Genomic DNA, 26,157 nt, shown 5'->3' on the forward strand with positions numbered 1-26,157 from the left:
GTCGCGAGTTCGAGTCTCGTCATCCGCTCCGGCGAAAGTGTCCCCCCATGACGGAGGGGCACTTTTTTATTTTCTTCGCCCTTGCCTCATTCACGGTAGATAGTGGCACAAAATCGCAGATTTTTGATGCCTTGTTTACCGTGAGCGCTCAGGTTGGATAAGTTTGCCCGGGAGGTTGCCTGGGAGATGTCCAGGTTTGAGGTGGGGGCGTGTTGGAAGGGGACTTTTCCCCGTCGGTGGCCGAGCTTTTCGCCAGCCATTTATGATGTTTCTCACAGACTTGTCATCTCAAAGAAATGGACATCATGAGAGCATTCGCCCCGTTTTTGACTTCCAGGCAGAGCGCAGTACGCACCTTTTTCGCCGTTTTCGCCGTTGCGCTTCTCGCACTTCTCAGTGCGATAGCCGTGCCAGCGTTTGCACAGAATCCCACGGGCGTCACGCGCAGTGAAGAGCCTAGTTCGGCGTCCGCGGCTGACTCCGAGTCTGCACCGAGTGGAGATTCAGCAGAGGCACAGAGCGGTGCGACGATGCTTGTGCTCGACTCTTCGGGCTCTATGAATGTCCAGGATGCTGGCGGGCAGACCCGCCTTGATGCCGCGAAGGACGCAACGAAGAACTTCGTCTCCGAACTCGGCGGCACCATCCCGTTGGGACTCGTCACGTATGGTGGCACGGTCGACGAAGCCCCTGAGAATCAGGAAGCCGGATGCCGTGATATCCACGTGGTGAGTGGGCCTAAGGAGGACGTGGGGGATTCTTTCACTGGGCCAATCGATGACCTTCAAGCTAAGGGCTATACCCCGATTGGTGATTCCCTGAAGAAGGCCGCCGAAGAGCTGGGCGGTCAGCACGGGACGATCGTCTTGGTATCGGACGGCATTGATACCTGTGCGCCGCCGCCAGTATGTGAAGTAGCCAAAGAGCTTCACGAGCAGGGGGTTGATCTTGTCATCAACACGATTGGCTTCAATGTTGACGAAGAAGCCCGCAAGGAGCTTTCCTGTATCGCAGGTGCCGCAGGCGGCGAGTATCTCGACGCCGGGGACGCAGATTCACTGGCAGCGATGATTAAGAAGGCAGCAGGGCGCGCCGCAGACATTTACAAATCCGATGTCGAGCAGATTGAAGGCAGCGAAGATATTAGCCAACCAACGCAGCTTCCTCGCTGGGAATCCGGAGAGGACTTCATCTTCCGTGCGCAACTGGAGCCGCCGACTAACGGCGGCGAGGATACTCACAAGGATTTTCACGCTGAGTCATGGTCTATTCCCGTCAAGCCTGGGGAGCGCTATGTAGCGACGATGTACAAGACTTTGGACGGCGCGGTGGTTAAGCCGCGAAGTCTCGGAATGTCGGTTTTCTTCGGTGACGGTTCCGAGCCACCGACCGGTAATCATGGAGGTGAACAAGGCTCCATTGAGTGCACTGCTGATCAGGACGAGTTCCATACCTCCATTCGCACAGACGCTTTGCCCAGCGCGAGTGCCTTTACCCGAGAAATGGGCTCCGAAGAGTGTCCAAGTGACGAACTTGTCTTGACCGCGAAGCGAGCGATGACCCATAAGGCTGAGGAACCCCTAGACGTAGAAATCCTCCTCCACCGCATTGACCCTGTGTCCAACATGGATGAGCTGGTGAGCGGGCTGGACAGCGAGGTAGAGGGTGAGCTTCATGCCAATTTTGAAGGCGCTGAAAAGGTTCGCGCGGCTAGCTGGTTCAGCGATGCCATTGAGCTGGAAAGCGGAGACACCATCGAGACCGACATTGTGCGGGGCGAGGCGCAAGTCTTCAAGGTTCCCATGAAGGAAGGACAGCAGCTTGCCGCTGCCTTGAAAGTAGGCGAGATGTCTGATGAGAATGCCTTGAAGTACTCGTCCCTGAATTTGGAGATTCTTAACCCCGCGCGCGAGCGAGCTGGTGACAACGATTATATGTCGGCGTTGAACGAGGGCCAAGAAGTTGCAGCACACTCAGTTATACCGACGGCCTTCGCCAACCGTTTCGGTCAAAGTCAGGCAAACGGGCAAGGAGCCCAAGCTAACTGGTTGGAGGGTGACTATTACATCTTGGTCACCCTAGATGCGGGCACGGATTCCGAAAAGGAAGATGAGGTATTCGATGGCAAGCGAGACACGGCGAAATATGCCCTCACCACCAAGGTGTTGGGGGATCCAATCCAAGGGCCCATCTATGAGCCTGTCAAAGACAAGACTGAGGCACCGAAGAGTGATGGTGACGAAGGAAAAGTGGATCAAGCAGCAAGCGCCGACGAGGATAAAGGCTTGGGTCTTGGCACCCTAGGTTTTCTCTTGGCCGCAGCCTTGGGCATCATTGCGCTTGCCGTCATCATCTTGGTGGTCATCCTTCTTCGCGGGCGTAGACACTAGTGCTACCTGCGGGAACTACGGCAAAATGACGGCTTGAGTAGGCATAGGGAACTTTTCTATCGCGTGCAACGACTACTTGATAACCCCACGCACTCCACGTGGGGTTAAGGATTGGCTAGGAGATCCCTCCCAGCGATAGGATGAGGGAACCTTCAATCAAAAGTTTCATCACGCCATCAAGGAGTCATCCAAGAAATGCAGTTGCGTCAGGTCACCACAGTAGTCGCCGCTGGGGCCGTGAGCCTCGTGATTGGGCTGTCCGCGCCACTAGCCGCGGCACATGACTCAGTCATTGGCGGCAACGTGGTGGGTGACGCACCGCTGGAAGAATTCCCCCGTGAAATCACGCTGGAGTTCTCTGGCATTCCTCGGGATGACTTCAACACTTTCGCCGTGAGCGACACAACCTCCGGCGACGTGCTCTTTGATGCCACACCCACCATTGACGGCCGCAACCTCACCATTGAGGTTCCCCAAGACATCGAACCTGGTGACGGCGAATACCAAGTAGGTTTTCGCATTACCTCCTCCGATGGTCACTCCACACTCGGCTCGGTGCCGTTCAGCGTAGCTTCCGGTGCTGCCGGAGGGGAGGCAGGCAATGGGTCGTCTGGAGCCTCTGGCCAAAGTGACGCGGATGCTGCCGCGGAAGACGGCGGTGCAGAGGACTCCCCGGACCCCTTGAGCTCCCTGCCCGCAGCTGCCAAATGGATCATTGGTGTCGGGGCAGTTCTCGTCGTCGGTGCGGCAGTCTTCGCCTTCGGGGCGAAAACCCGTCGCTCCGATGGCGCAGGCTAGGCCACACGGGGCCTCGATGACGCGCGAGCCAATCCACTTCATCCCCTTCAGGTAATTACTCCAGAAAGGCATGTTCCATGCTGAAATCCCGTTCTTTCTTCCGTACCTCCGTAGTTGCTATCGCGGCTGTCAGCCTCACCTTGGCTGGTTGCTCGCCGAGCGAGGAGGACTCGACAGCTACCGCGACGAGCACCGCGGCCAGCGCTGACAGCAGCGCAGAGAAGGGTGCGGAAACCAGTACGTCGGCTTCTTCCTCCGCTGAGTCTGGCGTAACTTTCGAGGATGCTGTCGTGCGCGCCATGGAGAAGGACTCCGATATGACCGCTATCTTCGGCACGCTCCACAACAACACGGACAAGGACATCAACGTAGTTGGCTTCAGCTCTTCGGTGAAGGCGAAGCACTACGAGATCCATGAGGTCGTAGACGGCGTGATGAAGGAGAAGGAAGAAGGCTTCGACATCCCCGCTGGCGAATCCCTCGAGCTCGCGCCGGGAGGTTTCCACTTCATGCTGATGGGAGTAACCGAGCCCGTCATGGCCGGTGAGACCGCAACCCTGACGCTGGAGCTTGCCGACGGCTCCACGATCGAGCTCGGCGATATCCCGGTGCGCACCATTGGCGCCGGCGATGAAGACTACGGCGACATGGGCCACATGAACCACGGCGATATGGACCACGGATCCATGGATCATGGTGAGCACATGGACCACTCGGACTCCGCAGACATGTCTGACATGAAGAAGGAAGAGCACGCGCACTAGAAACCAGCGTGTTCCGGGCCAAGGTAGGCAAGAAATCGGTTCTCACGAGATAGGGAGATATCAAAGATGAGCGGGTTCGAGGAACCTGTCAGTCGGCGTGGACTGCTCGCCGGAAGCGCTGTGGCGGCAAGCGCGGTAGCGCTTGCAAGCTGTGCGAAAGGGGATGAACCTGGACAGGCGTCTGCGGATGCCTCCGCGGATGCCTCTCGCGCAGCGCAGGCTGGGGACGCCGGCAGCACAGGCCCGGAAAATCGCGAGGAGACCATGGGTGGCGATATCGTCGCCTTCGACGGCAAGCACCAAGCAGGCATCCAAACTCCGGTCCAGGCGCACGTGGAGCTGGTGGGCTTTAACCTCAAGAAGGACACCACCGCTCGCGGCGCGGCCGCGTTGATGCGCCTGTGGACGGAGGATGCCCGTCGCCTCTGCACCGGTGAGAACCCGTTGGGCAGCCTCGAACCCGAATTGTCTACCACCCCAGCAAACCTCACCGTCACGTGCGGTTGGGGAGAGGGATTCTTCGACACGGTGGACGTCGCCAAGCCCAGCTGGCTGCGCGATATCCAGGCTTTTGACCATGATGACCTCCGCCCGGAATGGGGCCAAACGGATATCGTCCTGCAGATCTGCAGCGATGATCCTTTCACTGCCGCCTTCGTGTTGCGGCATATGACCCGTGCGGGCAAAGATTACGCCGACGTTGCGTGGATCCAGCAGGGATTCAGCCATGCCTATGGATCTGCACCGAAGGGTGTTACTCCCCGCAACCTCTTCGGGCAAAAGGACGGAACGGTTAATCCCCGAAGCGAGGAAGACTTCAACGAGCAGGTGTGGATCGAAGACGGCCCCTTCGCCGGCGGCAGCGCCATGGTGGTACGCCGCATCCACATGAACCTGGACACATGGGAGCAGCTTGATCGCGCAGCACGTGAGAACTCGACTGGGCGCACTCTCGATACCGGAGCTCCTATAGGTGCTAAGGACGAGTTCGACCCGGTGGATTTGGACGCCCGCAATGAGTTTGGGCTCAAAGCCATTGATGAGAACTCTCATGTCGCCAGAGCGCATCCGCCGGCGGAGCATCCAGAGCAAAAACTGTTGCGTCGCCCGTATAACTACAACCTGCCGCCGACTCCGGAGACCACCCAGCGCGGTGAGCTCAGCAACGCCGGGTTGATCTTTATTTGCTACCAGAAGGACCCTACGACCCAGTTCGAGCCTATTCAGGCGCGCCTTGACGAAGCTGATCGGCTCAACGAGTGGATCACCCACATTGGTTCGGCCGTGTACTTCATGCCAGCCGGAACTGAAGGCGAAACCTTCTGGGGCGAGTCGCTCATACGCAGTTAAGAGGGGTAGACTAAGCCGCTGTAACTTTCTCGATGAGTGCTGCTCGGCCAGGTATGTCGAGTGGCGCGTGAGCGCAAAGGAGCGCACCAAGTCATGGCGGAAATGATTCCAGCAGTCCCGGTGAACTACGACCCGATCACGGTCCCGGCCGGGACTGCCGTGGGAGCAGCGATGCGCGAGCATGAGCTGCCCAACAAGGGCCCCGAAGCAGTTGTCGTCGTCCGCGGCGCCGACGGCACCCTCTACGACCTTTCCCACACCCCGGACACGGACGCCGAGTTCACCCCGGTTGCTGCCTGCGAGGAAGATGGCCGCGCCGTTATCCGCCACTCCTGCGGACACGTCATGGCCCAGGCAGTACAGGCGGAATTCCCCGGCACCAAGCTGGGCATTGGCCCGGCCATCGAGAATGGCTTCTACTTCGACTTCCAGACCGCTGAGCCCTTCACCCCAGAGGACCTCAAGGCCATTGAGAAGCGTATGAAGAAGATCATCAAGGGCGGCCAGCGCTTCGAGCGCCACGTCTATGCCACCACCGAGGAGGCTGAGGCGGCATTGGCCAACGAGCCCTTCAAGCTGGAGCTGGTCCAGGACAAGGGCAACGTGGACCCAGATTCCGATGAGGCCGCCGAGGTGGGCGCCGGAGATCTGACCCACTATGACAACGTCAACCCGCGCACCGGCGAGGTGGAGTGGTTCGATCTCTGCCGCGGCCCGCACGTGCCGACCACCAAGTACATCCCGGCATTTGCCCTGACGCGTTCCTCTGCTGCCTACTGGCGCGGTGACCAGTCCAAGGCTGGTTTGCAGCGCATTTATGGCACCGCCTTCGAATCCAAGGAGGCCCTGGAGTCCTACAAGACCATGGTGGAAGAAGCTGAAAAGCGTGACCACCGCCGCCTGGGTGCTGAGCTGGACCTGTTCTCCTTCCCGGATGAGATTGGTTCCGGTTTCCCCGTCTTCCACCCCAATGGCGCTACCGTGCGCATGGAGATGGAAGAACACTCCCGCCGCCGCCACATCGCTGACGGCTACTCCTTCGTGTCCACCCCGCACCTGACCAAGGGAGACCTGTTCAAGAAGTCCGGTCACCTGGATTTCTACGCGGATGGCATGTTCCCGCCGATGCAGCTCGACGGTGAGTGGGACGAGGATGGCAACTGCACCAAGCAGCCGCAGGACTACTACGCCAAGCCGATGAACTGCCCAATGCACAACCTCATCTTCGCCTCCCGCGGCCGTTCCTACCGCGAGTTGCCGCTGCGCCTCTTTGAGTTCGGAACGGTCTACCGATACGAGAAATCTGGCGTTATCCACGGCCTGACCCGCGCTCGCGGCTTTACCCAGGATGACTCGCATATTTACTGCACCCCGGAGCAGCTCGAAGAAGAGTTGACCAAGGTTCTGGAGTTCATCATTTCCTTGCTCAAGGACTACGGCCTGGATGACTTCTACCTTGAGCTGTCCACCAAGGACCCGAACAAGTACGTTGGCTCGGATGAGATCTGGGAGCGCTCGACGAAGATCCTGCAGTCGGTGGCGGAGAAGTCCGGCCTCGAGCTGGTCCCGGACCCGGCAGGCGCGGCCTTCTACGGCCCGAAGATTTCCGTTCAGGCTCGCGATGCCATCGGCCGTACCTGGCAGATGTCCACCGTGCAGCTGGACTTCAACCTGCCGGAGCGCTTCGAGCTCGAGTACACGGCGTCGGATGGCTCCAAGCAGCGCCCGATCATGATTCACCGTGCGCTCTTCGGCTCCATCGAGCGTTTCTTTGGCGTGCTCCTAGAGCACTACGCGGGTGCATTCCCGGCGTGGCTGGCCCCGCACCAGGTGGTGGGCATTCCAGTCGCTGATACCTTTGCCCCGCACCTCGAGGAAGTTTGTGCACAGCTGCGTGCACGCGGCCTGCGCGCTGACGTGGATACCTCCGATGACCGCATGCAGAAGAAGATCCGTAACCACACCACCGGCAAGGTGCCATTCATGCTTCTGGCCGGTGAGCGTGACGTCGAAGCGGGTGCGGTCTCCTTCCGCTTCCTCGACGGCACCCAGGTCAACGGTGTGCCGGTCGAGGCGGCAATCAACGTCATCGAGGCGTGGGTTCGTGAGCGCAATAACGAACAACCGACCAAGGACAGCATCGCCGAGCGCGTCTAGATGCATATGCATCTAGGCAGAGGCTAGAAAGGGAGAACATACAGAGTGGGAGAGTACGTCGATACCGGCCTGGGAACGCCCGACCGCTTAGAGCGCCTATGGGCGCCGTACCGCATGAGCTACATCAAGCGTGAGGGCGGCGCCGGCGACGTGCCGAAGAAAGCCCACAATCCGTTCGTGGAGATTCCGCAGATGTCGGACGAGGACGGGCTCATCGTGGCCCGCGGCGAGCTTGTCTACTGTGTGCTCAACCTCTATCCCTATAACGCTGGGCACATGATGGTCATTCCGTACCGTCAAGAATCTGAGCTGGAAAACCTCACCGAGGAGGAATCCCGTGAGCTCTTCCAGTTTGCCCAAGCAGCTATCCGGGTTCTCAAGAAGGTCTCCGGCCCCGATGCCGTCAACGCTGGATTCAATCTGGGGCGCGCCTCCGGTGGATCGGTGGGGCAGCACCTGCACATGCACATTGTTCCGCGCTGGAGCGGGGACTCTAATTTCATGACTATCGTGGACGGCGTCAAAGTGCTGCCGCAGCTCCTCAAGGACACCCGCTCCCTGCTGGCGCAGGGGTGGGCAGAGCTCGCCGCCGAGGGAATCATCTTAGGAGAAGCGCATGCTTAGTGTTCATGGGCGCAAGCCCGCCGCCGTGGTTGTGGTCCCAGTGGCCAAGCTCTTCCTCAAGATGGGCCTGACCCCCAATATCGTCACCATCGTGGGGACGATTGTCACCATTGCTATCTCGGTCATCCTCATCCCGCTCGACCACCTTTTCGCCGCAGCGCTACTCTCGGGGCTTTTCGCAGCCTTCGACATGCTCGACGGCACCATGGCACGCCTGACTACGGGCGGTTCCAACTTCGGAGCTACTCTCGACGCCTCCTGTGACCGCATTACCGACGGCGCATTGTTCGCAGCGATTGCCTTTTGGATGGTGTACGTCGACAATGCTCACCCGCTTAACTTCGCCGCCTGCATGGTGGTGCTCGTGAGCTCCCAGGTCATTTCCTATGTCAAGGCGCGCGGTGAGGCCTCCGGCTTTAAGATGGTCGGCGGACTCGTCGAGCGCCCCGAGCGCCTGATTCTGGGCCTCGGCGGCGTGGGTCTGGAGGGACTGGGGGTTCCTTATGCCCTAGAAGTCTCGCTCTGGCTCCTAGCTGTCGGTTCTGTCTTCACCATTTACCAGCGCATGCGCCAAGCGGCGCGCCAGGACACTAAAGCGCGTTTCAAGAAGGATCTTTAGCCTAAGTAATCGCTCCGCTCAGCCGGCACCCGACCCCGGCCCGCACAGAAAGGCTTCTCAACCGTGGCTCTAGTGGATCGTGAACGCCTGACGGCCGCCGCGTACATCGCGTGTTGGAAAGTTGTACGTTTTCTCCCACAGCCACTGGCTGCCTGGCTGTTTGAGCGCGGCGCGGATCTGGCCAGCGACAATGGCAAGGGCATGGAGCAGCTGCGCCGCAACCTCAGCCGCGTGGTGGGCGCCGAAAACGTGACGCGCGAGCTGGTGCGTGACTCGATGCGTTCCTACATGCGTTACTGGCTCGAGGCCTTTCGCTTGCCTGCCATCCACTCGGACCCCGAGCTGCAGAAACGCCTATTGGCAGGGCTGCGCGGCAAGGAGCACGCGGACGCCTCCGTGGCATCGGGCCGCGGGGTGATCTTCGCCCTTCCACACTCCGGCAATTGGGACATGGCGGGTGTTTTCTGCGTGGGTCATTATGGCGGATTCACCACCGTGGCCGAGCGCCTAAAACCCGAGGCGCTTTTCGACGCTTTTGTGGACTACCGCGAGAGCCTTGGCTTTACCGTCTTGCCGCTGACCGGCGGCAGTTCCTCGCCTTTTCCGCGTTTGAAAGACACCCTGGAGCGCGGTGGCGTGGTGTGTTTGTTGTCCGAGCGTGACCTCACACGCACTGGTGTGCCGGTAGACTTCATGGGCGAAGAAGCCAACGTTGCCGCAGGCCCCGCCCAACTCGCCATCGAGACGGGAGCGGCCCTCCACGTGGTGCACTCATGGTTCGATGGTAAGGAATGGGGCTTGTCCGTCAGCCCCGAGGTGGAAGTTACCACTCTTCACGAGACCTGCCAGCGGCTCGCAGAAGGCTTCGCAGAAAACATCCGAGCGCATCCAGAGGATTGGCACATGCTGCAGCCGCATTGGAACGCCGACGTAGAACGCCGGCGGGCGGCGCGCGCGAAGAAATAGAAAGGCAGAACACATCATGCGGATCGGTATCATCTGCCCCTATTCCTTCGACGAACCTGGCGGCGTTCAGGCCCACATCCTTGACCTAGCTACTGTTTTTATTGAACAGGGCCATTTTGTGGAGGTGCTGGGGCCGGCGTCGGCAAGCACGCAGGTCCCCAGCTTCGTGCGCAAGGGAGGCTGGGCGGTGCCGATCACCTATAACGGATCCGTGGCCCGCCTGTCCATCGGCCCGCACGTGCGCCGCAACATCAAGCGCTTCATCCGCGAGGGCAACTTCGACATCCTCCACATTCACGAACCGAACTCCCCAAGCTATTCCATGGCAGCCTTGGCACTGGCGCGCGGGCCGATCGTGGCGACGTACCATGCATCCGCCTCCAGTTCTCTCGCGCTGACCCTAGCCAAGCCTTTCCTGCGCCCATATCTGGAAAAGGTCCGGGGCGGGATCGCGGTCTCGGAAATGGCGCGGCGCTGGCAGGTGGAGCAGCTTGGCGGTGACCCCGTGCTTATCCCCAATGGCGTGGATACCTCCGTGTATGCCCTCGAGCGGGAGCGGGCTGAGCGTGAGCGACGCGATTCGGAGATTGAAATCGTGTTTTTGGGACGCCTCGATGAACCGCGCAAGGGGTTGGACATTCTTCTCGAGGCCCTGACGCTTCTCCCAGAGCCCGTCCGCGTGACGGTCATGGGAGGAGGGCACCCGCGAAGCGCCCCAGGGGTTGAATTCGTGGGCCGGGTCAGCGATGCCGAGAAAGCAGCCATCCTCGGGCGCGCCGATATCTATGTGGCGCCCAATACAGGCGGCGAAAGTTTCGGCATCGTCCTCGTCGAGGCGATGGCCGCCGGCTGTGCTGTCGTGGCTTCAGATCTGGAGGCCTTCGCCGCGGTGTGCAACGTCGATTCGGACACACCCGCCGGTGCTTTGTTCCGTACCGGTGATGCCACGGATCTAGCCCGCGTGCTGCACGATGTGGTGAGTGATTCCGACAAGCGGCACGCCTTGACCGCAGCGGGAATGGAGAGGGCTCGCGAATACGATTGGGGCCATGTAGCCGCAGCCGTAATGCGTGTCTATGAAACGGTAGCCGACGGAACAAAGGTGCGTGTGTCTTAAATGCCGATCGAAGTTGTCATCATCCTTGCTCTGGCGATTGTGCTCGGAATGTGGGCCCTGTACACAGCACAGCGGCTCAACTCCCTCCACATCCGCACCGATGCGGCGTTAGCGCAGTTGGAGTCCACGCTCGACCGCCGTGCGGCGGTCGTGAGCGCGCTGGCGCCGGAGCTCGAGGGCATTGCGGCGCGGGCGGAGTCTACCGAGTTAGCACAGGGGAATTTCGATGAGCGTGCCACCCGGGAGCGGGAGTTGTCCGCAGCCATCCAGCAGCGCTTTGAATCACGCCCGGCCTTGCTTGCCGACGCCGAAGGGCGCATTCACCTAGCTCACCGCTTCTACAACGAAGCAGTCAGCGATACTCGTGCGTTGCGGTTGCGCCCCGCTGTCAAGCTGCTGCGCTTGGGGGGAACAGCGAAGCTGCCTGAGTTTTTCGAACTAAGTCAGATCGACATGTGAGCTGCTCGCGCTGCGCGATACTCGAGGCGGTGCCAGTAGAGAGCCAGTACAGCCATGACGAGGATGAGCTGGTTGCGCAGTACAAGGGCATACACCGGGTTGGGGTCCTCACCGACATAGAACCAGATGTAGTCATAGCCATAGGGGTAGATGACGGTTCCCAAAGCCGCTGTTCCCACGGCGAGGATGGCCATGATGGTGCGTACCCCTTTGATATCGGCGGCCCTTTGGCGTTGCCCGCCGGTTGACTTGGGGACGGGGGAGCGAAGCGCCACCGCTAGTATCGGCCCGAGCCACACGATGTACTGCGGGGAGAAGACTTTATTCGTTGCGATGAGAAGCAGAATCGCCGCGATGAAAAAGACCACGGTGGAATGTGGGCTCCAGAACCCCCGTAGAAAGTGCACGAATGCTACGCCCACGAACCACACGAGGGCCGCGCCCGTCGCGATGGTGCTGATAGCGAGTGCCGTGTCGACGCCGGGACCGGAGATCTCATAGCTCTTCGAGGCCGCGTATCCCATCGTCCACACATTAGGATGGCGATGCGCCTGGTACACGAACCACGTAGCGGCTAGAGACTCAATCTGGAGGCCGCGCTCACCTTGATACGTCAACGGGGATAGAACCCTATCCACGCTGGTCATCGCTGCTACACCGAGGCACAGGGCAACGAGACTTCCAAAGAACGCGGCCAGCCGCTGCCAGGTATCGCGGGAGTTTGCTCTCCCGACAAGCCCGGCAGCGAGGACCCCCGGCCACAGCTTCGCGGCGGTGGCCCACGCCAACAAAGCTGAGGCGAGCCGCGGGCGGGTAGCCAGAAGCGCGCCCGCGCCGGCAACCAGCAAGGCAGGATAGAGATCGAGCCGCCACGCGAAGACGTGGCCTGCCGCCGTGCCAAAGAACACCCAAAACCATCCGGCGCTATATGCCCCGGGGTTGGAACGGTGATGACGTAGGAGAAGGGCGAGGAATGCGCCGTCGGCAAGCAGCACCATTGCCGTAAAGCCGATGGCATAGGCCTCGAAGTCGTCGCCGGTAATCCACGCAAGGAGGACGCTGGGCCAGGTGCCCACCTGGGGATATTCCGTCATGTCACGGGGGTTATCCCCGTATACGCCCGCGAGGTAGTACCGGACATCCCCGAGCGGACCCGTTTCGTTGACGAGTAGGTAGATAAGGAAAAGGCGTGCCAGCACCCACCCAGCCCAGATAGTCGGGACTTTAGCGATTATTTTCAATGGCGGATTCGACGTCGACGGGTGGGCCCAAAAAGAGAAGGATGCTAAACACTACGGCAACGACGAGCAGCGCGATGAGCGCGGTGCGGACGGGGTGGCGCACTGCCTGGGCTAAGAGCTTGTCGAAGAAATTCTGCGGCTCCGCGTCATCGCTAAACCGCCACGGACCAGCAACGAGCCCGCGCCGCGACACCCACAGCGCAAAAGGCAAGGCTGCGAAAGGAATCACGGTGACAACCAGGCCCAGGATCCCGATACCCAATGGCCACCGGTTGTTGATCCACACCAGGGCCGTCATGAGCAAAAAGCACAGGAAGCCGAAGCCGTGGATACCTCCCGCAAGTGGGGTGAGTGCTGCGGTGGTGCCCGAGTACTTGAGGATCATCGAGAGGATCAGCAATCCCCACGTGACCATTTCCAGGTAAGCGGCTACGCGGTGCACGCTGTGCGGCGTGGTTGAAGTCATGCGGAATATAGTACGCAACCTCCGGGGGTGGATCAGCACGTGAGTAGGATAGTCGGGGTTAGTGTGGCGGGCGCCATATCGCGGCGAACGCTACAACGCACAAGGAAGGGAGTAAGACATGGCAACGGTGGCCCAGGCGGTCGACCTCGAGCGAATCGGCGACGACGAGTTCCGCGGCCCTGTGGTTCCATCGCTCATTACGCGCACCTTTGGCGGGCAAACCATGGCGCAGGCGCTCCGCGCGGCGCAGCTCACCGTTGACGACAAGTTTGCCCACTCCATGCATTGCTACTTCGTGGGGCCGGGCGATTCTGGCGCACCCACTACCATCCGAGTTGAGCGGATTAGGGATGGCCGCTCTTTTGCGCACCGCCACGTGCGGGTCTTTCAAAACGATCGCTTGATCTTCATGCTCAGCGCCGGTTTCCAAGCGCCAGGGGACAGTGGCCCTGAGCACCAAGCAGACATGCCGCAGGTGCCGCCACCGGAGAGTATTAAGGACTCTCCCTATTCCACCCGAATCATCTTGAAAGAGTGGGAGGACTGGGACGTGCGGCTTGTCCCGGACGCGGACCGCGACGCGGTTGCCGCGGAAACCACCGGTGCCGGGTTTAGGAACATTTGGTTCCGTAACACCGGTGACCTTCTTACCGCTGCCGACCAGTCCCTCCACCAGGCGGCGCTGCTGTATATGTCGGACATGACGCTGATTCGTACAGCATTGCTTCCGCACCAGGGTGAGAGGATTCAGCTAGCCAGCCTGGACCATTCTCTGTGGTTCTTGCGGCCAGTTCGAGTGGATGAGTGGATGTTGTATTCGCAGTCCAGCCCCTCAGCACAAACCGGGACGGGGCTAGCAGAGGGCAAGATCTTCAATCAGCGCGGCGAGCTACTGGCCGTGGCGATGCAGGAGGGCCTGACGCGTATCCTGCACCCGGACGCCGAAGGCTCAAGTGCCAACGGGAATTGGCAAAACGTCTAGCCCCCGGAGTTAGCATCACGGCGTGCGAGCAGCGCGCGCGGACCCCTGTTCCTGTGGATACAGGACAAGGCCGTATAATTGCAGCAGTTTCTACAAGCTTTTTATATAGCCACATCGAAAGGGATGACATGGCAGGCCACTCTAAATGGGCAACAACGAAGCACAAGAAGGCGGCGAACGATGCCAAGCGTGGCAAGGAATTTGCCAAGCTGATTAAAAATATCGAGGTGGCTGCCCGCACCGGCGGCGGTGACCCGGCGGCGAATCCCACCCTCGATGACATGATTAAGAAGGCCAAGAAGGCCTCTGTTCCTAACGACAACATTGAGCGCGCCCGCAAGCGCGGCTCCGGCGAAGAAGCCGGCGGTGCTGATTGGGAAACCGTGATGTACGAGGGCTATGGCCCGAACGGTGTTGCCATGCTCATCGAGTGCTTGACGGATAACCGCAACCGCGCGGCGACGGACGTGCGCACCGCCATGACCAAGAACGGCGGCAACCTCGGAGAGTCCGGCTCCGTGGCGTACATGTTCGCCCGCACCGGCTTGGTGTTGGTGGAAAAGGGAGAGCTTAGCGAAGACGACATCCTGCTCGCTGTGCTGGAGGCTGGCGCTGAGGAGGTCAACGACAACGGCGAGAAGTTTGAGATTACCTGTGCACCGGGTGATATCCCCGCCGTGCGCGAGGCGCTCGTTGCTGCCGATATCGAAGTCGATGACACCGATACCGACTTCCGCGCTTCGGTCGAGGTACCGCTGCAGGCAGATGATGCCCGCAAGATCTTCCGCCTCATCGACGCTCTTGAGGATTCGGACGATGTCCAGAACGTTTACACCAACATGGACTTGAGCGAAGAGGTCCTCGCCCAGCTGGACGAGGACTAACGCGGCTAGTCGAGCTTGAGGTCTTCTATGCCATGAGCAGTTACCGTCTCTGACAGCGGGGCACGGCCCGGGGATGTGTTGAACACAGGGCTGGACTCGTCTGCAATGCCGAAGGTCAGGGCGGTGACAAGCTTGTGCTCCTCGTCCACTCCGAGGAATTCACGGACGGTCGGGGCGAGGAGTGAAATCATGCCTTGCGGGACACCGCGGTAGCCGTGCGCCTGAAGCGAGAGCAAGAAATTCTCCGCATAGGTACCTTGATCAAAGGCAGCGCGGATACGGTCGCCCATTGGGGGAATGAAGAGCAAAGCCGTGTGTGGGGCGCCGAAGAAGCGAAGGTTCTCACGGACAAATTCCGTGCGCGCTTCCTTATCCTCGCGCGCAATACCGAGGAGACCGTACATCTTGGCTGCTAAGGCCTGCGAGCGCTGCAGGTGGACGCCCTGACCGTAGTCAATCGTGAAGTCCGGGTTGATTCCATTCTTATCGAACTCAGCAATGAGAGCGGCGCTCAAGTCCTGCAATGCCGTACCGCCAACCAGGTGCACATTCCAGGGTTGGGTATTGGAGTTGGAGGGGGCGGATTGGGCGTCGATCAGCACCTGTTCTATAACCTCTGCGGGGATGGGGTCCGGAAGGAACGCGCGCGCGGAATGGCGGGAACGAATGAACTCAGAAAAGCCATTAGGATGTTGAGACATGCGCGCCACTCTACGCCCCACAATCTGAGGGAGTGTATTCGGCTCGGGGGACTGCCTGCACTAGAACACATGTGTGTACACTGTTTCTACATAAACAAGTGGTTGTATAGGGTGAGAATAAAAAGGGCGAGGAGGCAGCCGTGAACTTGGAGGGGTTGCGTGTCATGGGTATTGATCCCGGTCTGACGCGTTGTGGCCTGTCTGTTGTCCAAGCCGGACGTGGGCGCGCGGTCATTCCCATCGCCGTGGGCGTCGTCCGTACGCCCAGTGACAAGGATCTGGGAGAGCGCCTTAAGCGGCTGTCAGTCGCGGTCCGGGAATGGATGGATGACTATAAGCCGGATGTCGTGGCGCTCGAGCGCGTATTCGAACGCGGTCAGGTGTCAACCGTGATGCAGACCGCGCACGCAGTCGGGGTCTTGGTGCTTGCAGCCGCAGAGCGCGACATCCCAGTACACATGTACACCCCTTCGGAGGTGAAGAAGGCGGTGTCGGGCAACGGGCGCGCTGATAAGAAGCAGATGACCGCCATGATCACCCGAATTCTGGGGCTCAGCGAGTCGCCTAAGCCAGCGGACGCTGCGGATGCCTTGGCCCTTGCTGTCTGCCACTGCTGGCGTGCGCCGGCCCTGGCATGGATGAGCGGGGGTGATCCGAGTGCTGGCGTGGGGGCTGGGGCACGAACGAGCGGTGTGCGCGGCACCTCACCACGCACCGCGTCCGTTTCTCGGGCAGCGAAGACGACCTCTTAAGCTATGTGGTACATCCACTCGAACCAAGGAACCTGATTAATGATTGCATCTTTGCGCGGAACTGTCCTCGACATCCAGCTTGATCATGCCGTGCTCGAATGCGCCGGCGTGGGATACAAGGTGCTGGCCACCCCAGCCACACTGGGCACGCTCCAGCGTGGTGAGGAAGCCCGAGTCATGACCACGCTCGTGGTGAAAGAAGATTCGATGACGCTGTACGGGTTCACCAGCCAGGATGACCGCGACATGTTTCACGTCCTCCAGACGGTCTCTGGGCTGGGGCCCAAACTGGCTCTAGCCGCGTTGTCCGTGATGAGCGCAGGTGATTTGGCCCAAGCAATTGCGGGGGAGGAGGCTGCACGGCTGCAGAAAATCCCGGGGGTAGGAAAGCGCGTGGCGCAACGCTTGATCCTAGAACTCAAGGAGAAGGTGCAGGCGTTTGCACCCACGGACGGTGCTGATCCTGCGGCCTCCGCCCCTGCGGCTGCCGGCCCCGTGGTGGAGGATGTCGTTGAGGCGCTTATTGGGTTGGGCTTTACAGACAAGATGGCTCGACCGGTGGTGGAATCGGTAGTGGCTGAGCAGCCCGATGCGGCGACGCCGGTGGTGCTGCGAGCAGCCCTCAACCAACTCGGGGCCAAAAAATAGGGGAGAGTGGACGACATGTCAGATGTAGAACGCACTGAGTTTAAGCTGCCGGAGGGGATGGATTTAACCTCGCCTCCGCAGCGTAACCAGGATGTGGACGCCACAGAGCAACAAGGCGAGCACGATATTGAGCGCTCACTGCGCCCGAAATCCCTCGATGAATTCATCGGCCAGCCCAAGGTGCGCGAACAGCTATCGCTCGTGCTCAATGGCGCGAAAAACCGTGGTGTCACCCCGGATCACGTGTTGCTCTCCGGCCCGCCTGGGCTGGGCAAGACCACGATGGCGATGATTATCGCTCAAGAACTGGGAAGTTCCCTGCGCATGACGTCCGGCCCCGCACTGGAGCGGGCCGGAGACTTGGCCGCGATGCTGTCGAATCTCATGGAAGGTGACGTGCTCTTCATCGACGAAATTCACCGCATCGCCCGTCCCGCGGAAGAAATGCTCTACATGGCAATGGAGGATTTCCGCATCGATGTCATCGTGGGCAAAGGCCCTGGGGCGACCTCCATCCCGCTGGAAATCCCACCTTTTACTCTGGTGGGAGCGACGACGCGCGCGGGCATGCTGACTGGTCCGTTGCGTGACCGCTTCGGTTTCACCGCGCAGATGGAGTATTACGATACCGAGGACCTCACCCGAGTGATTACCCGAGCAGCGCGAATCTTGGAGGTTGATATCGACCAGGATGCCGCGGTGGAGATCGGCTCCCGATCGCGCGGGACGCCGCGTATTGCTAACCGGCTGTTGCGTCGTGTGCGCGACTATGCCGAGGTCAACGGAGATGGGCACATTAATGTGGCAGCTGCCCAGGCAGCGCTTCGGGTCTTCGACGTTGATGAACGTGGGCTGGACCGTCTTGACCGCGCGGTGCTCGAGGCCCTCATTAAGGGACACGGCGGTGGACCCGTGGGGGTTAATACGTTGGCTATTGCGGTGGGCGAGGAACCGTCAACCGTCGAGGAGGTCTGCGAACCCTACCTCGTGCGCGCCGGAATGATCTCCCGCACCGGGCGTGGCCGTGTTGCCACGGCAGCGGCCTGGCAGCACCTGGGCCTTGAGGCGCCCGAAGGAACTGTCGGCGGGACACTCTTCTAATCGTCCCGGCAATTGGCCGGGAGGCGGGCAGGTCTGGCACACTGGCCTTTTATGAACGGAACCCAACTTATTCTTCTCCTTGTTCTCGCCGTCCTCGTCATTTTGCCGAGCTTCATGTCCATGCGCGCGCAGCGCAAGCGCCAAGCGCAGATGAAGGAGCTCCAGTCCTCGTTGCGCCCAGGCTTAGACGTGATTACGGCCGGTGGCCTGCACGGAACCGTGGTGGAGGCCCGCGGTGAACAGGTTGATTTGCGAGTCAAGGACGGCACGGTGATGACCTTCGACACCATGGCCATCGTGCGCTCCGCGGAGCCGATTGCTTCCCAGAACGAAGCAGCGGCTGAGCCGGAGGAGGGTGAGGACGAACGCTTTCCGAAGCTCTAAAACAAGTTGCACTCGTCACACTGCGGGTGCCTCACCTTAAACCTGTTAAGGATTATGCCGGTCCATGACGTACGATGATGGACTGTGCTTTAGTCATGGTGGCGCCGCGACACTCAGCACGTGCGTGGCAGTGGCTGCCATGACCCATGATTTTTAGCCCTGTTCCTCACAACACAGGAGATCTTTGTGTCCGCTTCGAAACGTGGTGGCGTTAGCAGCCGTCAACGGCAATGGCCCAGACGAGCAATGGCGCTCTTTGTGCTCATCGTCATTGTGGTTTACGCCCTTATCTTCCTAACCGGCGATAAATCGCCGACTCCCAAGCTCGGCATTGATTTGCAGGGCGGTACGCGAGTAACCCTCGTTCCGCAGGGCGAAGACCCCACCCAGGATCAGCTGCAGCAGGCACGCAACATCCTGGAGCAGCGTGTCAACGGTATGGGCGTCTCCGGCTCTGAGGTCGTTATCAGCGGCTCTAGCCTGGTCATTACGGTGCCGGGCGAAGACGCTTCCCAGGCGCAGGCTGTAGGCCAAACCTCGCAGCTGCTGTTCCGCCCAGTGGGTGAACAGCCGATGCCGGACTTGGACAAGCTTGAAAAGACCATGACGGATATGGCGAACCGCTGGGTCAAGTTCGGCGTCGTGGCACCGGAGCAGGCGAATGACGCACTGGCCTCTATCCACGACGCGCTTAACCAGAGCGCCGATGCTGCCCAGGGTGAGGATAAGAAGGAAGAAAACAAGGACGCGAAGAAGTCTCCGGCCCCGACCGTGAGCGAAAAGCCGCTTCCGGACCCAGCAAACTCTCTGGAAGAAACCGAACGTCGCGACCAGGTTAACGAGGTTCTTCTCAAGGACCGTCAGTCCGAGGATCCCACCGTTCAAACCGCGGCCCTGGGCCTGATGCGGTGCGATGCCGATTCCGATCCGCTGGCCGGCACGGACGATCCGGCAAAGCCGCTCGTGGCGTGTGACTACTCGAACCAGCAGCCCTATATCCTGATGCCGGCTCCGCTGCTGGATGGCATTGAGGATCCACACGGTACCCGCCTGACCGGTAACGAAATCGATACCCAATCCCCAATTCAGGGCGGTCTCAACGGCCAAACCGGCCAGATGGAGATCAGCTTCGCATTCAAGACTGGCGACGGCCCCAACGGCTCTCAGACGTGGTCCACCCTGACGCAGGAGTACCTGCAGAAGCAGGTGGCCATCACTCTTGACTCCGCCGTTATTTCCGCACCGGTTATCCAGGGTGCGACTCCGGTGGGTTCTGCCACGTCCATCACGGGTGATTTCACGCAGGAAGAAGCCCAGAACTTGGCCAACAACCTCCGCTACGGTGCGCTCCCGTTGTCCTTTACGGGCGCTAACGGCGAGCCGGGCGGAACGGTGGAAACCGTGCCTCCGTCACTGGGTAAGGCAGCTCTTGAGGCAGCGCTTATTGCGGGTATTGTCGGCCTGATTTTGGTCTCCCTGTATTCCATCTACTACTTCCGCGCACTGTCCGCCGTGGCCTTGCTGGTGCTCATCGCCACCTGTGTCCTGCTCTATGGCGCTCTGGTTCTGTTGGGCCGGTGGATTGGCTACTCGCTGGACCTGTCTGGCATGGCGGGCTTGGTCATCGGTATCGGCGCCACGGCTGACTCATTCGTGGTCTACTACGAGCGCATGAAGGATGAGCTCTTGGGCGGCCGCACATTCCGCTCCGCTACCCGCACGGGTTGGGAACGCTCCCGTGCAACGATCGTCACGGGTAAGGCAGTTACCCTGATCGGTTCCGTCGTGGTCTACTTCCTGTCCATCGGTGCGGTCAAGGGATTTGCCTTCACCATGGGGCTGACCACGATCTTCGACCTCGTCGTATCCTTCCTGATCATGGCACCGCTCATGCAGCTCCTCGGCAGCCGCCCGGCCTTCGCTAAACCATCCATGAATGGCCTTGGTGGCATCTACAACCTTGTGGAGGAGCGCCGTGAACGCGGCTTTTATGCCAAACCGGCCAAGAACCCCGTTGCTACCGCTGCGGATGAGGAGAAGTAAACATGGCTGTCGAAACCACTAACCGCAAGATTTCCCGCTTTGACCGTCTCTACGTGGACGGCAGCGGATTCGACTTCGTGGGCCGGGCCAAAACCTGGTACACCATCGCCGGCGTGCTGCTCATCGCGTCCATTTTGGCCATTGCGCTCCGCGGCTTTAACTTGTCCCTTGACTTTGAAGGCGGTACGAAGCTCAACATGCCGGCGGGAGACCTCAGCACCGAGCAGGTAGAGGAAACCTTCAAGGATGCCACCGGTGTCACACCGGAGCTGGTGCAGATTGTGGGCGCCGGTTCCTCGGAGACATTGGAAATCACCTCCGAGCGCCTGTCCCAGGATCAGGTGAATCGGGCACGCCAGGCCATCTTCGAAGAGTTCCACGTCAAGGATGAAAACGGCAAGCCCAGCCCGGACGCGATCGGTTCCTCGACGGTATCGGAATCGTGGGGTGCCTCGATTACCAAGCGAATGGTCATCGCCATGGCGGTCTTCCTGGTGCTCGCCACTATCTACGTGGCGGTTCGCCTGCAGCGTGATATGGCCTTTGCCGCTATCCTCGCCCTTATCTTTGACGGTGTTTTCATCTCTGGTATCTACGCCCTCTTTGGATTTGAGGTTTCACCGGCGGTCATTATCGGCCTGCTGACTGTGCTTACTTTCTCCCTCTACGACTCCGTCATTGTCTTTGACAAGGTAGATGAAAATACGAGTGGGCTGGAGGGCCAGCGTAAGAAGACCTATGCCGATCTCACCAACCTGGCCATCAACCAGACCGTGATGCGTTCTATCTCTACCTCGGTCATTTCCGCGCTGCCGATTATCGCCTTGTTCGTCGTCGCTGTGTGGTTGATGGGTATCGGTACCCTGCGCGATCTGGCTCTGGTCCAGTTCATCGGCGTTATCGAAGGCGTCTTTTCTTCCATCTTCCTCGCAACGACGCTGCTGGTGACATTGTCGAACCAGCGCAAGAGCGTCAAGAAGCATAACGCTGAGGTCGCCGCTTATCGGGCGGAAGGCGGGGACGCAGACGACGCCGACGATGATTCACCGAAGCCTGCGCGCACTGTGGTATCCCCGGCAGCAGTTTCCCCATCCACGGCCTCCGAGCCCGCAACGAAGCCGCGCGGCGAGGAGTCCGGTGGCGCGTCCTGGCGTCCTGGGCGCTAAATCGTGCGCGCCTCATCAGTTGCGGCACTGCTCGCTGTTGCTCTTACCGTTTCTGCGTGTGGAGCGAAGGAGGACAGGGCAGGCAAGGATGTCCCGCCGCCGCGCTTCGCAGTACTGAGCGACGCCCGCATCGCCACCAGCAATGCGGCTTCTGACTGGGGCGAAGCTGCGGGCGCCGCGCAGCTTGCCAGCCGCGTGTTCCCTGCGTTGTACGTGCCAGGCCCGGCTGGGCAGATGGTTCCGAACTCGGATCTGGCAGATGCTGAGTACGTTCCGGCCGAGAGCGAGGGCGTCGGCGCTCGTGTGGACTTCACGCTCACGGAGCAGGCACGCTTTGCCGACGGAGAACCTGTCACATGTGATGACTACCTTTTGGCGTATATCGCCGGGCAGTTGAGCGAGACCTTTGGCTCCCACCTCCCGTTGGCGGAAGACATAGCCGAGATGGAGTGTGCACCGCATAGTAAGAAGTTCACCGTCTGGTTTAACCCAGATGCTGGTTCGCGCTGGCGCTACCTGTTTGGGCCGGGCACGGTGGTGCCCGCCCACGCGTTAGCTAAGCGAGCAGAGCTCAGCATGGAGGAGCTCAACGCGGCGCTTCACGCCTACGACGTGACGACCTTGCAGCCTGTGGCGGAGGCGTGGCGCGAGGGGTTTTCTACCGAACCAGGCCGTTTCGATCCCGAGCTACAGATTTCCTTTGGTCCTTACAGCATTGATCGCGTCGAGGACGACGGCGCCATCGTACTCACCGCCAACGACAACTACTACGGCGACAAGCCGTCGCTGAAGGAGATCGTCATGCTGCCGAACACGGCGGATGCGGCTGCATTTGTGGCCTCGGACGAGTTGCGCGTGGCCGAGTCACCTACCGCGGCACCGTCGTGGCTGAATCGGGACGCAGAAGGAAAACCGGTCGACGTTAACTCCGTTGCGGGAGGCATGACCGATACTTTGGTTTTCTCCGAAGCCGGCACCTTCGCGCAGCCGTGGGCACGCGCCGCTTTCGCTGCCTGCGTCGATGCACAACGCATGGCAGAAGTTTCCGCAAAGGAATCCGGCGTGGAGGTACCCGCCGTCTCCGTGCGGACAGTGAGCACCAGTGATTCGGTGGCATCACAAATGGCGTCGCTCACCACAGTCCCTGTAGACACCGCCACTGCTTCCGGCCTCGCTGGCTATACGGTCGGCGTCGGATACCTGGCACCTAACCCGCGCTATAAAGCGATGGTGGAGGAGCTACGCGCAGCCTGCGAACCAGCCGGGATTACGGTGGAGGATCGTTCGGGGGATCGTGTATCCCGTGCCCAACTGGACGCCGACCCCTCGACGGGGTTGCCGGAGATCGACGTCTACCTTGGAGCCGTCGACCCGATGCGGGAGTATTCCGCGCCCGCTGCCAGTGTGAAGAACGCTGCGGCTTTACGCACACTGGAACAAGAGCTTTGGGAGGAGCTGCCGTCTATTCCCATTGCCGCGCAGCCCCGAACCTTCATCGTTGATCGCGCTGTGACTGGCGTGGTGCCCTACACTGGCCCTGCGGGTATCGGGTGGAATCTCGACCGCTGGGGCTATACCCGAAATGAAGCAACCGAAACAAAGGAAGAGTCGTGAGCGAGATTTACGTCGCAGCAGCACAAGCCCTGAAAGACAAGGTGCGCCTTGTCCCGGATTTCCCGGAGGAAGGAATCCTTTTCGAGGACCTGACTCCGGTGTTGGCCGATGCTGAATCCTTCGCCGCCGTTGTCGATGGCTTGGCTGAGGCGTGCAAGGAGCTCGGTGCTGACATGATCGGCGGCCTCGATGCGCGCGGATTCCTGCTGGGTTCAGCCGTAGCGTACAAGTTGGGGGTAGGTATTTTGGCCATTCGCAAGAAAGGCAAGCTGCCGCCACCGGTGCTGACCCAGGAGTACGAGCTGGAATACGGTACCGCCGCGCTGGAAATCCCTAACAGCGGCATCGACATCAAGGGCAAGCGCATTGTGCTTGTCGACGACGTCCTCGCCACCGGCGGCACTCTCCACGGCGCCACCTTGCTCCTGGAGTCCGCAGGAGCAGAGGTCGTGGGCAATGTCGTGGTTCTGGAGGTTCAGGGACTGGAGGGCCGCGAGCGCCTGGAAGGTTCTCCGCTGATTGTGCTCAACCAGATGGGGACAAAGGACTAAGGTTGTATGCCTAAGCTACTTCGCGGAGGCAGACATGACGACTGAAAAGCAGGACAAGACTGCATGGCGGCCAGGCGGCGTCCGCGGCATGTCCGCCCGCCTGGCTCGTTCGCTGACGGGCGGCAGAGTAAAGATCAATCCGGCGCTCGACCCGCTGATGTCCATTCACCGGGAGTTTCATCCGAAGGCCGACGCGGAACTACTCAATAACGCCTACACCACGGCACAGCGTCTGCACGAAGGCGTTTTCCGCAAGTCCGGTGAGCCATACATCACGCACCCGCTGGCGGTAGCCACCATCGCCGCGGAGATAGGTATGGACACCACGACCGTCGCAGCAGCGTTGCTGCATGACACGGTGGAGGATACCGACTACTCGCTCGAGGATCTGACTCGTGATTTTGGTCCTGAGGTGGCCCGACTCGTCGATGGTGTTACGAAGCTCGACAAGGTTGCACTCGGCGCCGCTGCGGAAGCGGAAACGATCCGCAAGATGATTGTGGCAATGGCTACTGATCCGCGCGTGTTGGTTATCAAGGTGTGCGACCGTCTCCACAACATGCGCACGATGCGCTTCCTCCCGCCGGAAAAGCAGGCTAAGAAGGCACGCCAGACTCTCGACGTCATCGCGCCGCTGGCTCACCGCCTCGGAATGGCCAGCGTCAAATGGGAGCTTGAGGATTTGGCCTTTGCCATCCTGTACCCGAAGAAGTATGACGAAATCGTACGCATGGTGGCCGACCGTGCGCCCTCGCGCGATCGAGCGCTCAAAGAGATCAAGGCTCAGGTTAGCCAGGCGCTGAAGGCCAACGGCATCGAGGCTGAGGTGATGGGCCGCCCGAAGCATTACTGGTCGATTTACCAGAAGATGATCGTGCGCGGCCGTGACTTTGCGGAAATCTTCGATCTTGTGGGCATCCGTATTCTTGTCGATGACATCAACTCCTGCTACGCAGCCATCGGCGTGGTGCACTCGCTGTACCAGGCTCTTCCAGGGCGCTTTAAGGATTACATTTCTTCGCCGCGCTTCGGCGTGTACCAGTCCTTGCACACCACCGTGATTGCGGCCGGTGGCTCCACTCTTGAAGTGCAAGTGCGCACGCACGAGATGCACTACAACGCTGAGTTCGGCGTGGCGGCGCATTGGCGCTACAAGGAAACTAAGGGCAAGAATTCCGGCCACCAGGAAGAAGTCGACCAGATGGCGTGGATGCGCCAGCTGCTGGATTGGCAAAAGGAAGCAGCAGATCCCAACGAGTTCCTCGACTCCTTGCGCTATGACCTGACCGCCAAGCAGATCTTTGCGTTTACGCCGAAGGGCGACGTGGTTAACCTGCCTGCTGGTTCCACCCCCGTTGACTTTGCCTACGCTGTGCACACCGAGGTGGGGCACAGGTGTATCGGCGCAAAGGTTAATGGCAAGCTCGTTGCTTTGGAGTCTGAACTCAAGTCCGGCGACAAGGTGGAAATTTTCACCTCTAAGGACCCGAACGCAGGACCGTCGCGGGATTGGCAGGAGTTCCTGGTGTCGCCCCGGGCGAAGACGAAGGTGCGGCAGTGGTTTGCCAAGGAGCGCCGCGAGGAACACCTCGAAGCCGGGCGCGATGCCCTGGCCGCTGAGGTGCAGCGCGGTGGTTTGCCCATGCACCGCTTGTTCACCGCCAGCTCGATGAAGCAGGTGGCCGAGCAGCTGCACTATCCCGACGTGGATGCGTTGTACACCGCTATCGGCGCGGGCCACGTATCGGCGCAGCACGTTGCTAATCAGCTCATGGCTCTCTTTGGGGACCAAGACGATGCAGTCGATGCCTTGGCTTCGCGCACCCCGCTGAGCGAGCTGGAGAACTCCCGCGCGCAGCATACGAAGGATTCCGCATCCGGCACCGGCATTCTGGTGGAGGGAAGCCCAGACGTCATGGCGAAGCTGGCGAAGTGCTGCCAGCCAGTGCCAGGAGACGCCATCTTTGGCTTCGTTACCCGCGGCGGTGGGGTGTCTGTGCACCGTGCTGACTGCACCAACGCTGAAAAGCTGAAGTCCGAGCCGGAGCGCATGATGCAGGTGGAGTGGGCCGGTGGGCCGAAGTCTTCCGGCGCTTTCTCTGCGACACTGCAACTTGAGGCCATCGACCGCCAGGGCCTGCTCTTTGAGCTGACCCGGATCTTCAGTGAACAGAGCCTCAACGTTTTGTCGATGACGTCCAACCGCGGCGATGACCACATTGCGACCGTGCGCTTTACCTTCTCGGTGTCCGATACCAAGCAGCTGGGGCAGCTCATGACGACGCTGCGCAACACCGAGGGCGTCTTCGACGTCTACCGCGTCACCGCCTAGGCGAACTGAAGCCCACGGCTAAACCACCGCCCCCTCAACCGGGGGTGT

24 protein-coding genes are annotated in these 26,157 nt (G+C 60.4%); 21 read left to right on the forward strand and 3 right to left on the reverse strand.

The genetic code is table 11. The features are described 5' to 3' along the window. The first annotated feature begins 407 nt into the window (after positions 1–407). The 10 genes from HMPREF2635_RS03870 to HMPREF2635_RS03915 all read left to right on the forward strand — a co-directional run bounded on the left by HMPREF2635_RS03870 (position 408) and on the right by HMPREF2635_RS03915 (position 11,244). Complete coding sequence (locus HMPREF2635_RS03870; RefSeq protein ID WP_246824845.1) at positions 408–2,390, forward strand: vWA domain-containing protein; 1,983 nt, start codon at positions 408–410, stop codon at positions 2,388–2,390. 195 nt (positions 2,391–2,585) lie between these two features. Continuing rightward, positions 2,586–3,188, forward strand: a complete 603-nt coding sequence (locus HMPREF2635_RS03875) for a copper resistance CopC family protein (RefSeq protein ID WP_070821301.1) — start codon at positions 2,586–2,588, stop codon at positions 3,186–3,188. Between the two features lie 77 nt (positions 3,189–3,265). Continuing rightward, entirely contained in the window at positions 3,266–3,952 is a 687-nt protein-coding gene (locus HMPREF2635_RS03880; protein WP_046648166.1) for a copper chaperone PCu(A)C, read from the forward strand. A 66-nt stretch (positions 3,953–4,018) separates the two neighbouring features. Next, a complete protein-coding gene (locus HMPREF2635_RS03885) occupies positions 4,019–5,302 on the forward strand; it encodes a Dyp-type peroxidase (protein WP_046648165.1) in 1,284 nt (427 codons plus the stop codon). A gap of 93 nt (positions 5,303–5,395) precedes the next feature. Then, the gene (gene thrS, locus HMPREF2635_RS03890) at positions 5,396–7,459 is read left to right on the forward strand and encodes a threonine--tRNA ligase (protein WP_046648164.1); all 2,064 of its coding nucleotides are present in this window, start codon (positions 5,396–5,398) and stop codon (positions 7,457–7,459) included. 45 nt (positions 7,460–7,504) lie between these two features. Continuing rightward, positions 7,505–8,083, forward strand: coding sequence for an ATP adenylyltransferase (locus HMPREF2635_RS03895; RefSeq protein ID WP_046648163.1), 579 nt, complete (start codon positions 7,505–7,507; stop codon positions 8,081–8,083). Then, the gene (pgsA, locus tag HMPREF2635_RS03900) at positions 8,076–8,702 is read left to right on the forward strand and encodes a phosphatidylinositol phosphate synthase (RefSeq protein WP_046648162.1); all 627 of its coding nucleotides are present in this window, start codon (positions 8,076–8,078) and stop codon (positions 8,700–8,702) included. The genes HMPREF2635_RS03895 and pgsA overlap by 8 nt, the downstream gene beginning before the upstream one ends. 63 nt (positions 8,703–8,765) lie before the next feature. Next, complete coding sequence (locus HMPREF2635_RS03905) at positions 8,766–9,668, forward strand: phosphatidylinositol mannoside acyltransferase (RefSeq protein ID WP_046648161.1); 903 nt, start codon at positions 8,766–8,768, stop codon at positions 9,666–9,668. Between the two features lie 16 nt (positions 9,669–9,684). After that, positions 9,685–10,785, forward strand: a complete 1,101-nt coding sequence (locus HMPREF2635_RS03910; RefSeq protein WP_070821302.1) for a glycosyltransferase family 4 protein — start codon at positions 9,685–9,687, stop codon at positions 10,783–10,785. After that, complete coding sequence (locus tag HMPREF2635_RS03915; protein ID WP_046648159.1) at positions 10,786–11,244, forward strand: LemA family protein; 459 nt, start codon at positions 10,786–10,788, stop codon at positions 11,242–11,244. On the opposite strand, the gene HMPREF2635_RS03920 is transcribed toward HMPREF2635_RS03915, so the two are convergent. Together HMPREF2635_RS03920 and HMPREF2635_RS03925 are read right to left on the reverse strand one after the other, a co-directional pair. Next, positions 11,229–12,338, reverse strand: a complete 1,110-nt coding sequence (locus HMPREF2635_RS03920) for a DUF2029 domain-containing protein (RefSeq protein ID WP_232760881.1) — start codon at positions 12,336–12,338, stop codon at positions 11,229–11,231. The two genes, HMPREF2635_RS03915 and HMPREF2635_RS03920, sit on opposite strands and share 16 nt — an antisense overlap. Positions 12,339–12,468: 130 nt before the next feature. After that, on the reverse strand, positions 12,469–12,951 hold the full coding sequence (locus tag HMPREF2635_RS03925; RefSeq protein ID WP_046648157.1) for a DUF3817 domain-containing protein: 483 nt from the start codon (positions 12,949–12,951) through the stop codon (positions 12,469–12,471). Between the two features lie 118 nt (positions 12,952–13,069). On the opposite strand from HMPREF2635_RS03925, the gene HMPREF2635_RS03930 reads away from it, so the two are divergent. Then, positions 13,070–13,933, forward strand: coding sequence for an acyl-CoA thioesterase (locus HMPREF2635_RS03930; protein WP_046648156.1), 864 nt, complete (start codon positions 13,070–13,072; stop codon positions 13,931–13,933). A gap of 128 nt (positions 13,934–14,061) precedes the next feature. Further along, positions 14,062–14,817 (forward strand): YebC/PmpR family DNA-binding transcriptional regulator, encoded by a 756-nt coding sequence (locus tag HMPREF2635_RS03935; protein ID WP_070821303.1) that lies wholly within the window; start codon positions 14,062–14,064, stop codon positions 14,815–14,817. Positions 14,818–14,822: 5 nt separating this feature from the next. On the opposite strand, the gene HMPREF2635_RS03940 is transcribed toward HMPREF2635_RS03935, so the two are convergent. Continuing rightward, the gene (locus HMPREF2635_RS03940) at positions 14,823–15,518 is read right to left on the reverse strand and encodes a nitroreductase (protein ID WP_083321278.1); all 696 of its coding nucleotides are present in this window, start codon (positions 15,516–15,518) and stop codon (positions 14,823–14,825) included. Positions 15,519–15,658: 140 nt separating this feature from the next. Here HMPREF2635_RS03940 and ruvC point away from each other — a divergent pair, with 140 nt between their 5' ends. From ruvC to HMPREF2635_RS03985, 9 genes are all read left to right on the forward strand, one after another. Then, positions 15,659–16,270 carry a crossover junction endodeoxyribonuclease RuvC gene (gene ruvC, locus HMPREF2635_RS03945; RefSeq protein ID WP_046648152.1) on the forward strand — a complete coding sequence of 204 codons (612 nt, stop codon included), beginning with the start codon at positions 15,659–15,661 and terminating at the stop codon, positions 16,268–16,270. 39 nt (positions 16,271–16,309) lie between these two features. Beyond that, entirely contained in the window at positions 16,310–16,918 is a 609-nt protein-coding gene (ruvA, locus tag HMPREF2635_RS03950; protein WP_046648151.1) for a Holliday junction branch migration protein RuvA, read from the forward strand. 15 nt (positions 16,919–16,933) lie between these two features. Continuing rightward, the gene (ruvB, locus tag HMPREF2635_RS03955; protein ID WP_046648150.1) at positions 16,934–18,019 is read left to right on the forward strand and encodes a Holliday junction branch migration DNA helicase RuvB; all 1,086 of its coding nucleotides are present in this window, start codon (positions 16,934–16,936) and stop codon (positions 18,017–18,019) included. Between the two features lie 51 nt (positions 18,020–18,070). Then, the gene (gene yajC, locus HMPREF2635_RS03960; RefSeq protein ID WP_046648149.1) at positions 18,071–18,403 is read left to right on the forward strand and encodes a preprotein translocase subunit YajC; all 333 of its coding nucleotides are present in this window, start codon (positions 18,071–18,073) and stop codon (positions 18,401–18,403) included. Between the two features lie 246 nt (positions 18,404–18,649). Next, positions 18,650–20,446: a protein translocase subunit SecD gene (secD, locus tag HMPREF2635_RS03965; protein ID WP_158396681.1), complete on the forward strand. Its 1,797-nt coding sequence runs from the start codon at positions 18,650–18,652 to the stop codon at positions 20,444–20,446. A gap of 2 nt (positions 20,447–20,448) precedes the next feature. Further along, positions 20,449–21,612 carry a protein translocase subunit SecF gene (secF, locus tag HMPREF2635_RS03970; RefSeq protein ID WP_070821304.1) on the forward strand — a complete coding sequence of 388 codons (1,164 nt, stop codon included), beginning with the start codon at positions 20,449–20,451 and terminating at the stop codon, positions 21,610–21,612. A 3-nt stretch (positions 21,613–21,615) separates the two neighbouring features. Then, positions 21,616–23,226, forward strand: a complete 1,611-nt coding sequence (locus tag HMPREF2635_RS03975; RefSeq protein ID WP_080975073.1) for an ABC transporter substrate-binding protein — start codon at positions 21,616–21,618, stop codon at positions 23,224–23,226. Beyond that, positions 23,223–23,777, forward strand: a complete 555-nt coding sequence (locus HMPREF2635_RS03980) for an adenine phosphoribosyltransferase (protein WP_046648146.1) — start codon at positions 23,223–23,225, stop codon at positions 23,775–23,777. The genes HMPREF2635_RS03975 and HMPREF2635_RS03980 overlap by 4 nt, the downstream gene beginning before the upstream one ends. A gap of 34 nt (positions 23,778–23,811) precedes the next feature. Then, a complete protein-coding gene (locus HMPREF2635_RS03985; RefSeq protein ID WP_049154885.1) occupies positions 23,812–26,109 on the forward strand; it encodes a RelA/SpoT family protein in 2,298 nt (765 codons plus the stop codon). The last annotated feature ends 48 nt before the right edge of the window (positions 26,110–26,157 follow it).

This window comes from Corynebacterium sp. HMSC035E02 (assembly GCF_001836065.1).
Classification (GTDB): domain Bacteria; phylum Actinomycetota; class Actinomycetes; order Mycobacteriales; family Mycobacteriaceae; genus Corynebacterium; species Corynebacterium hiratae.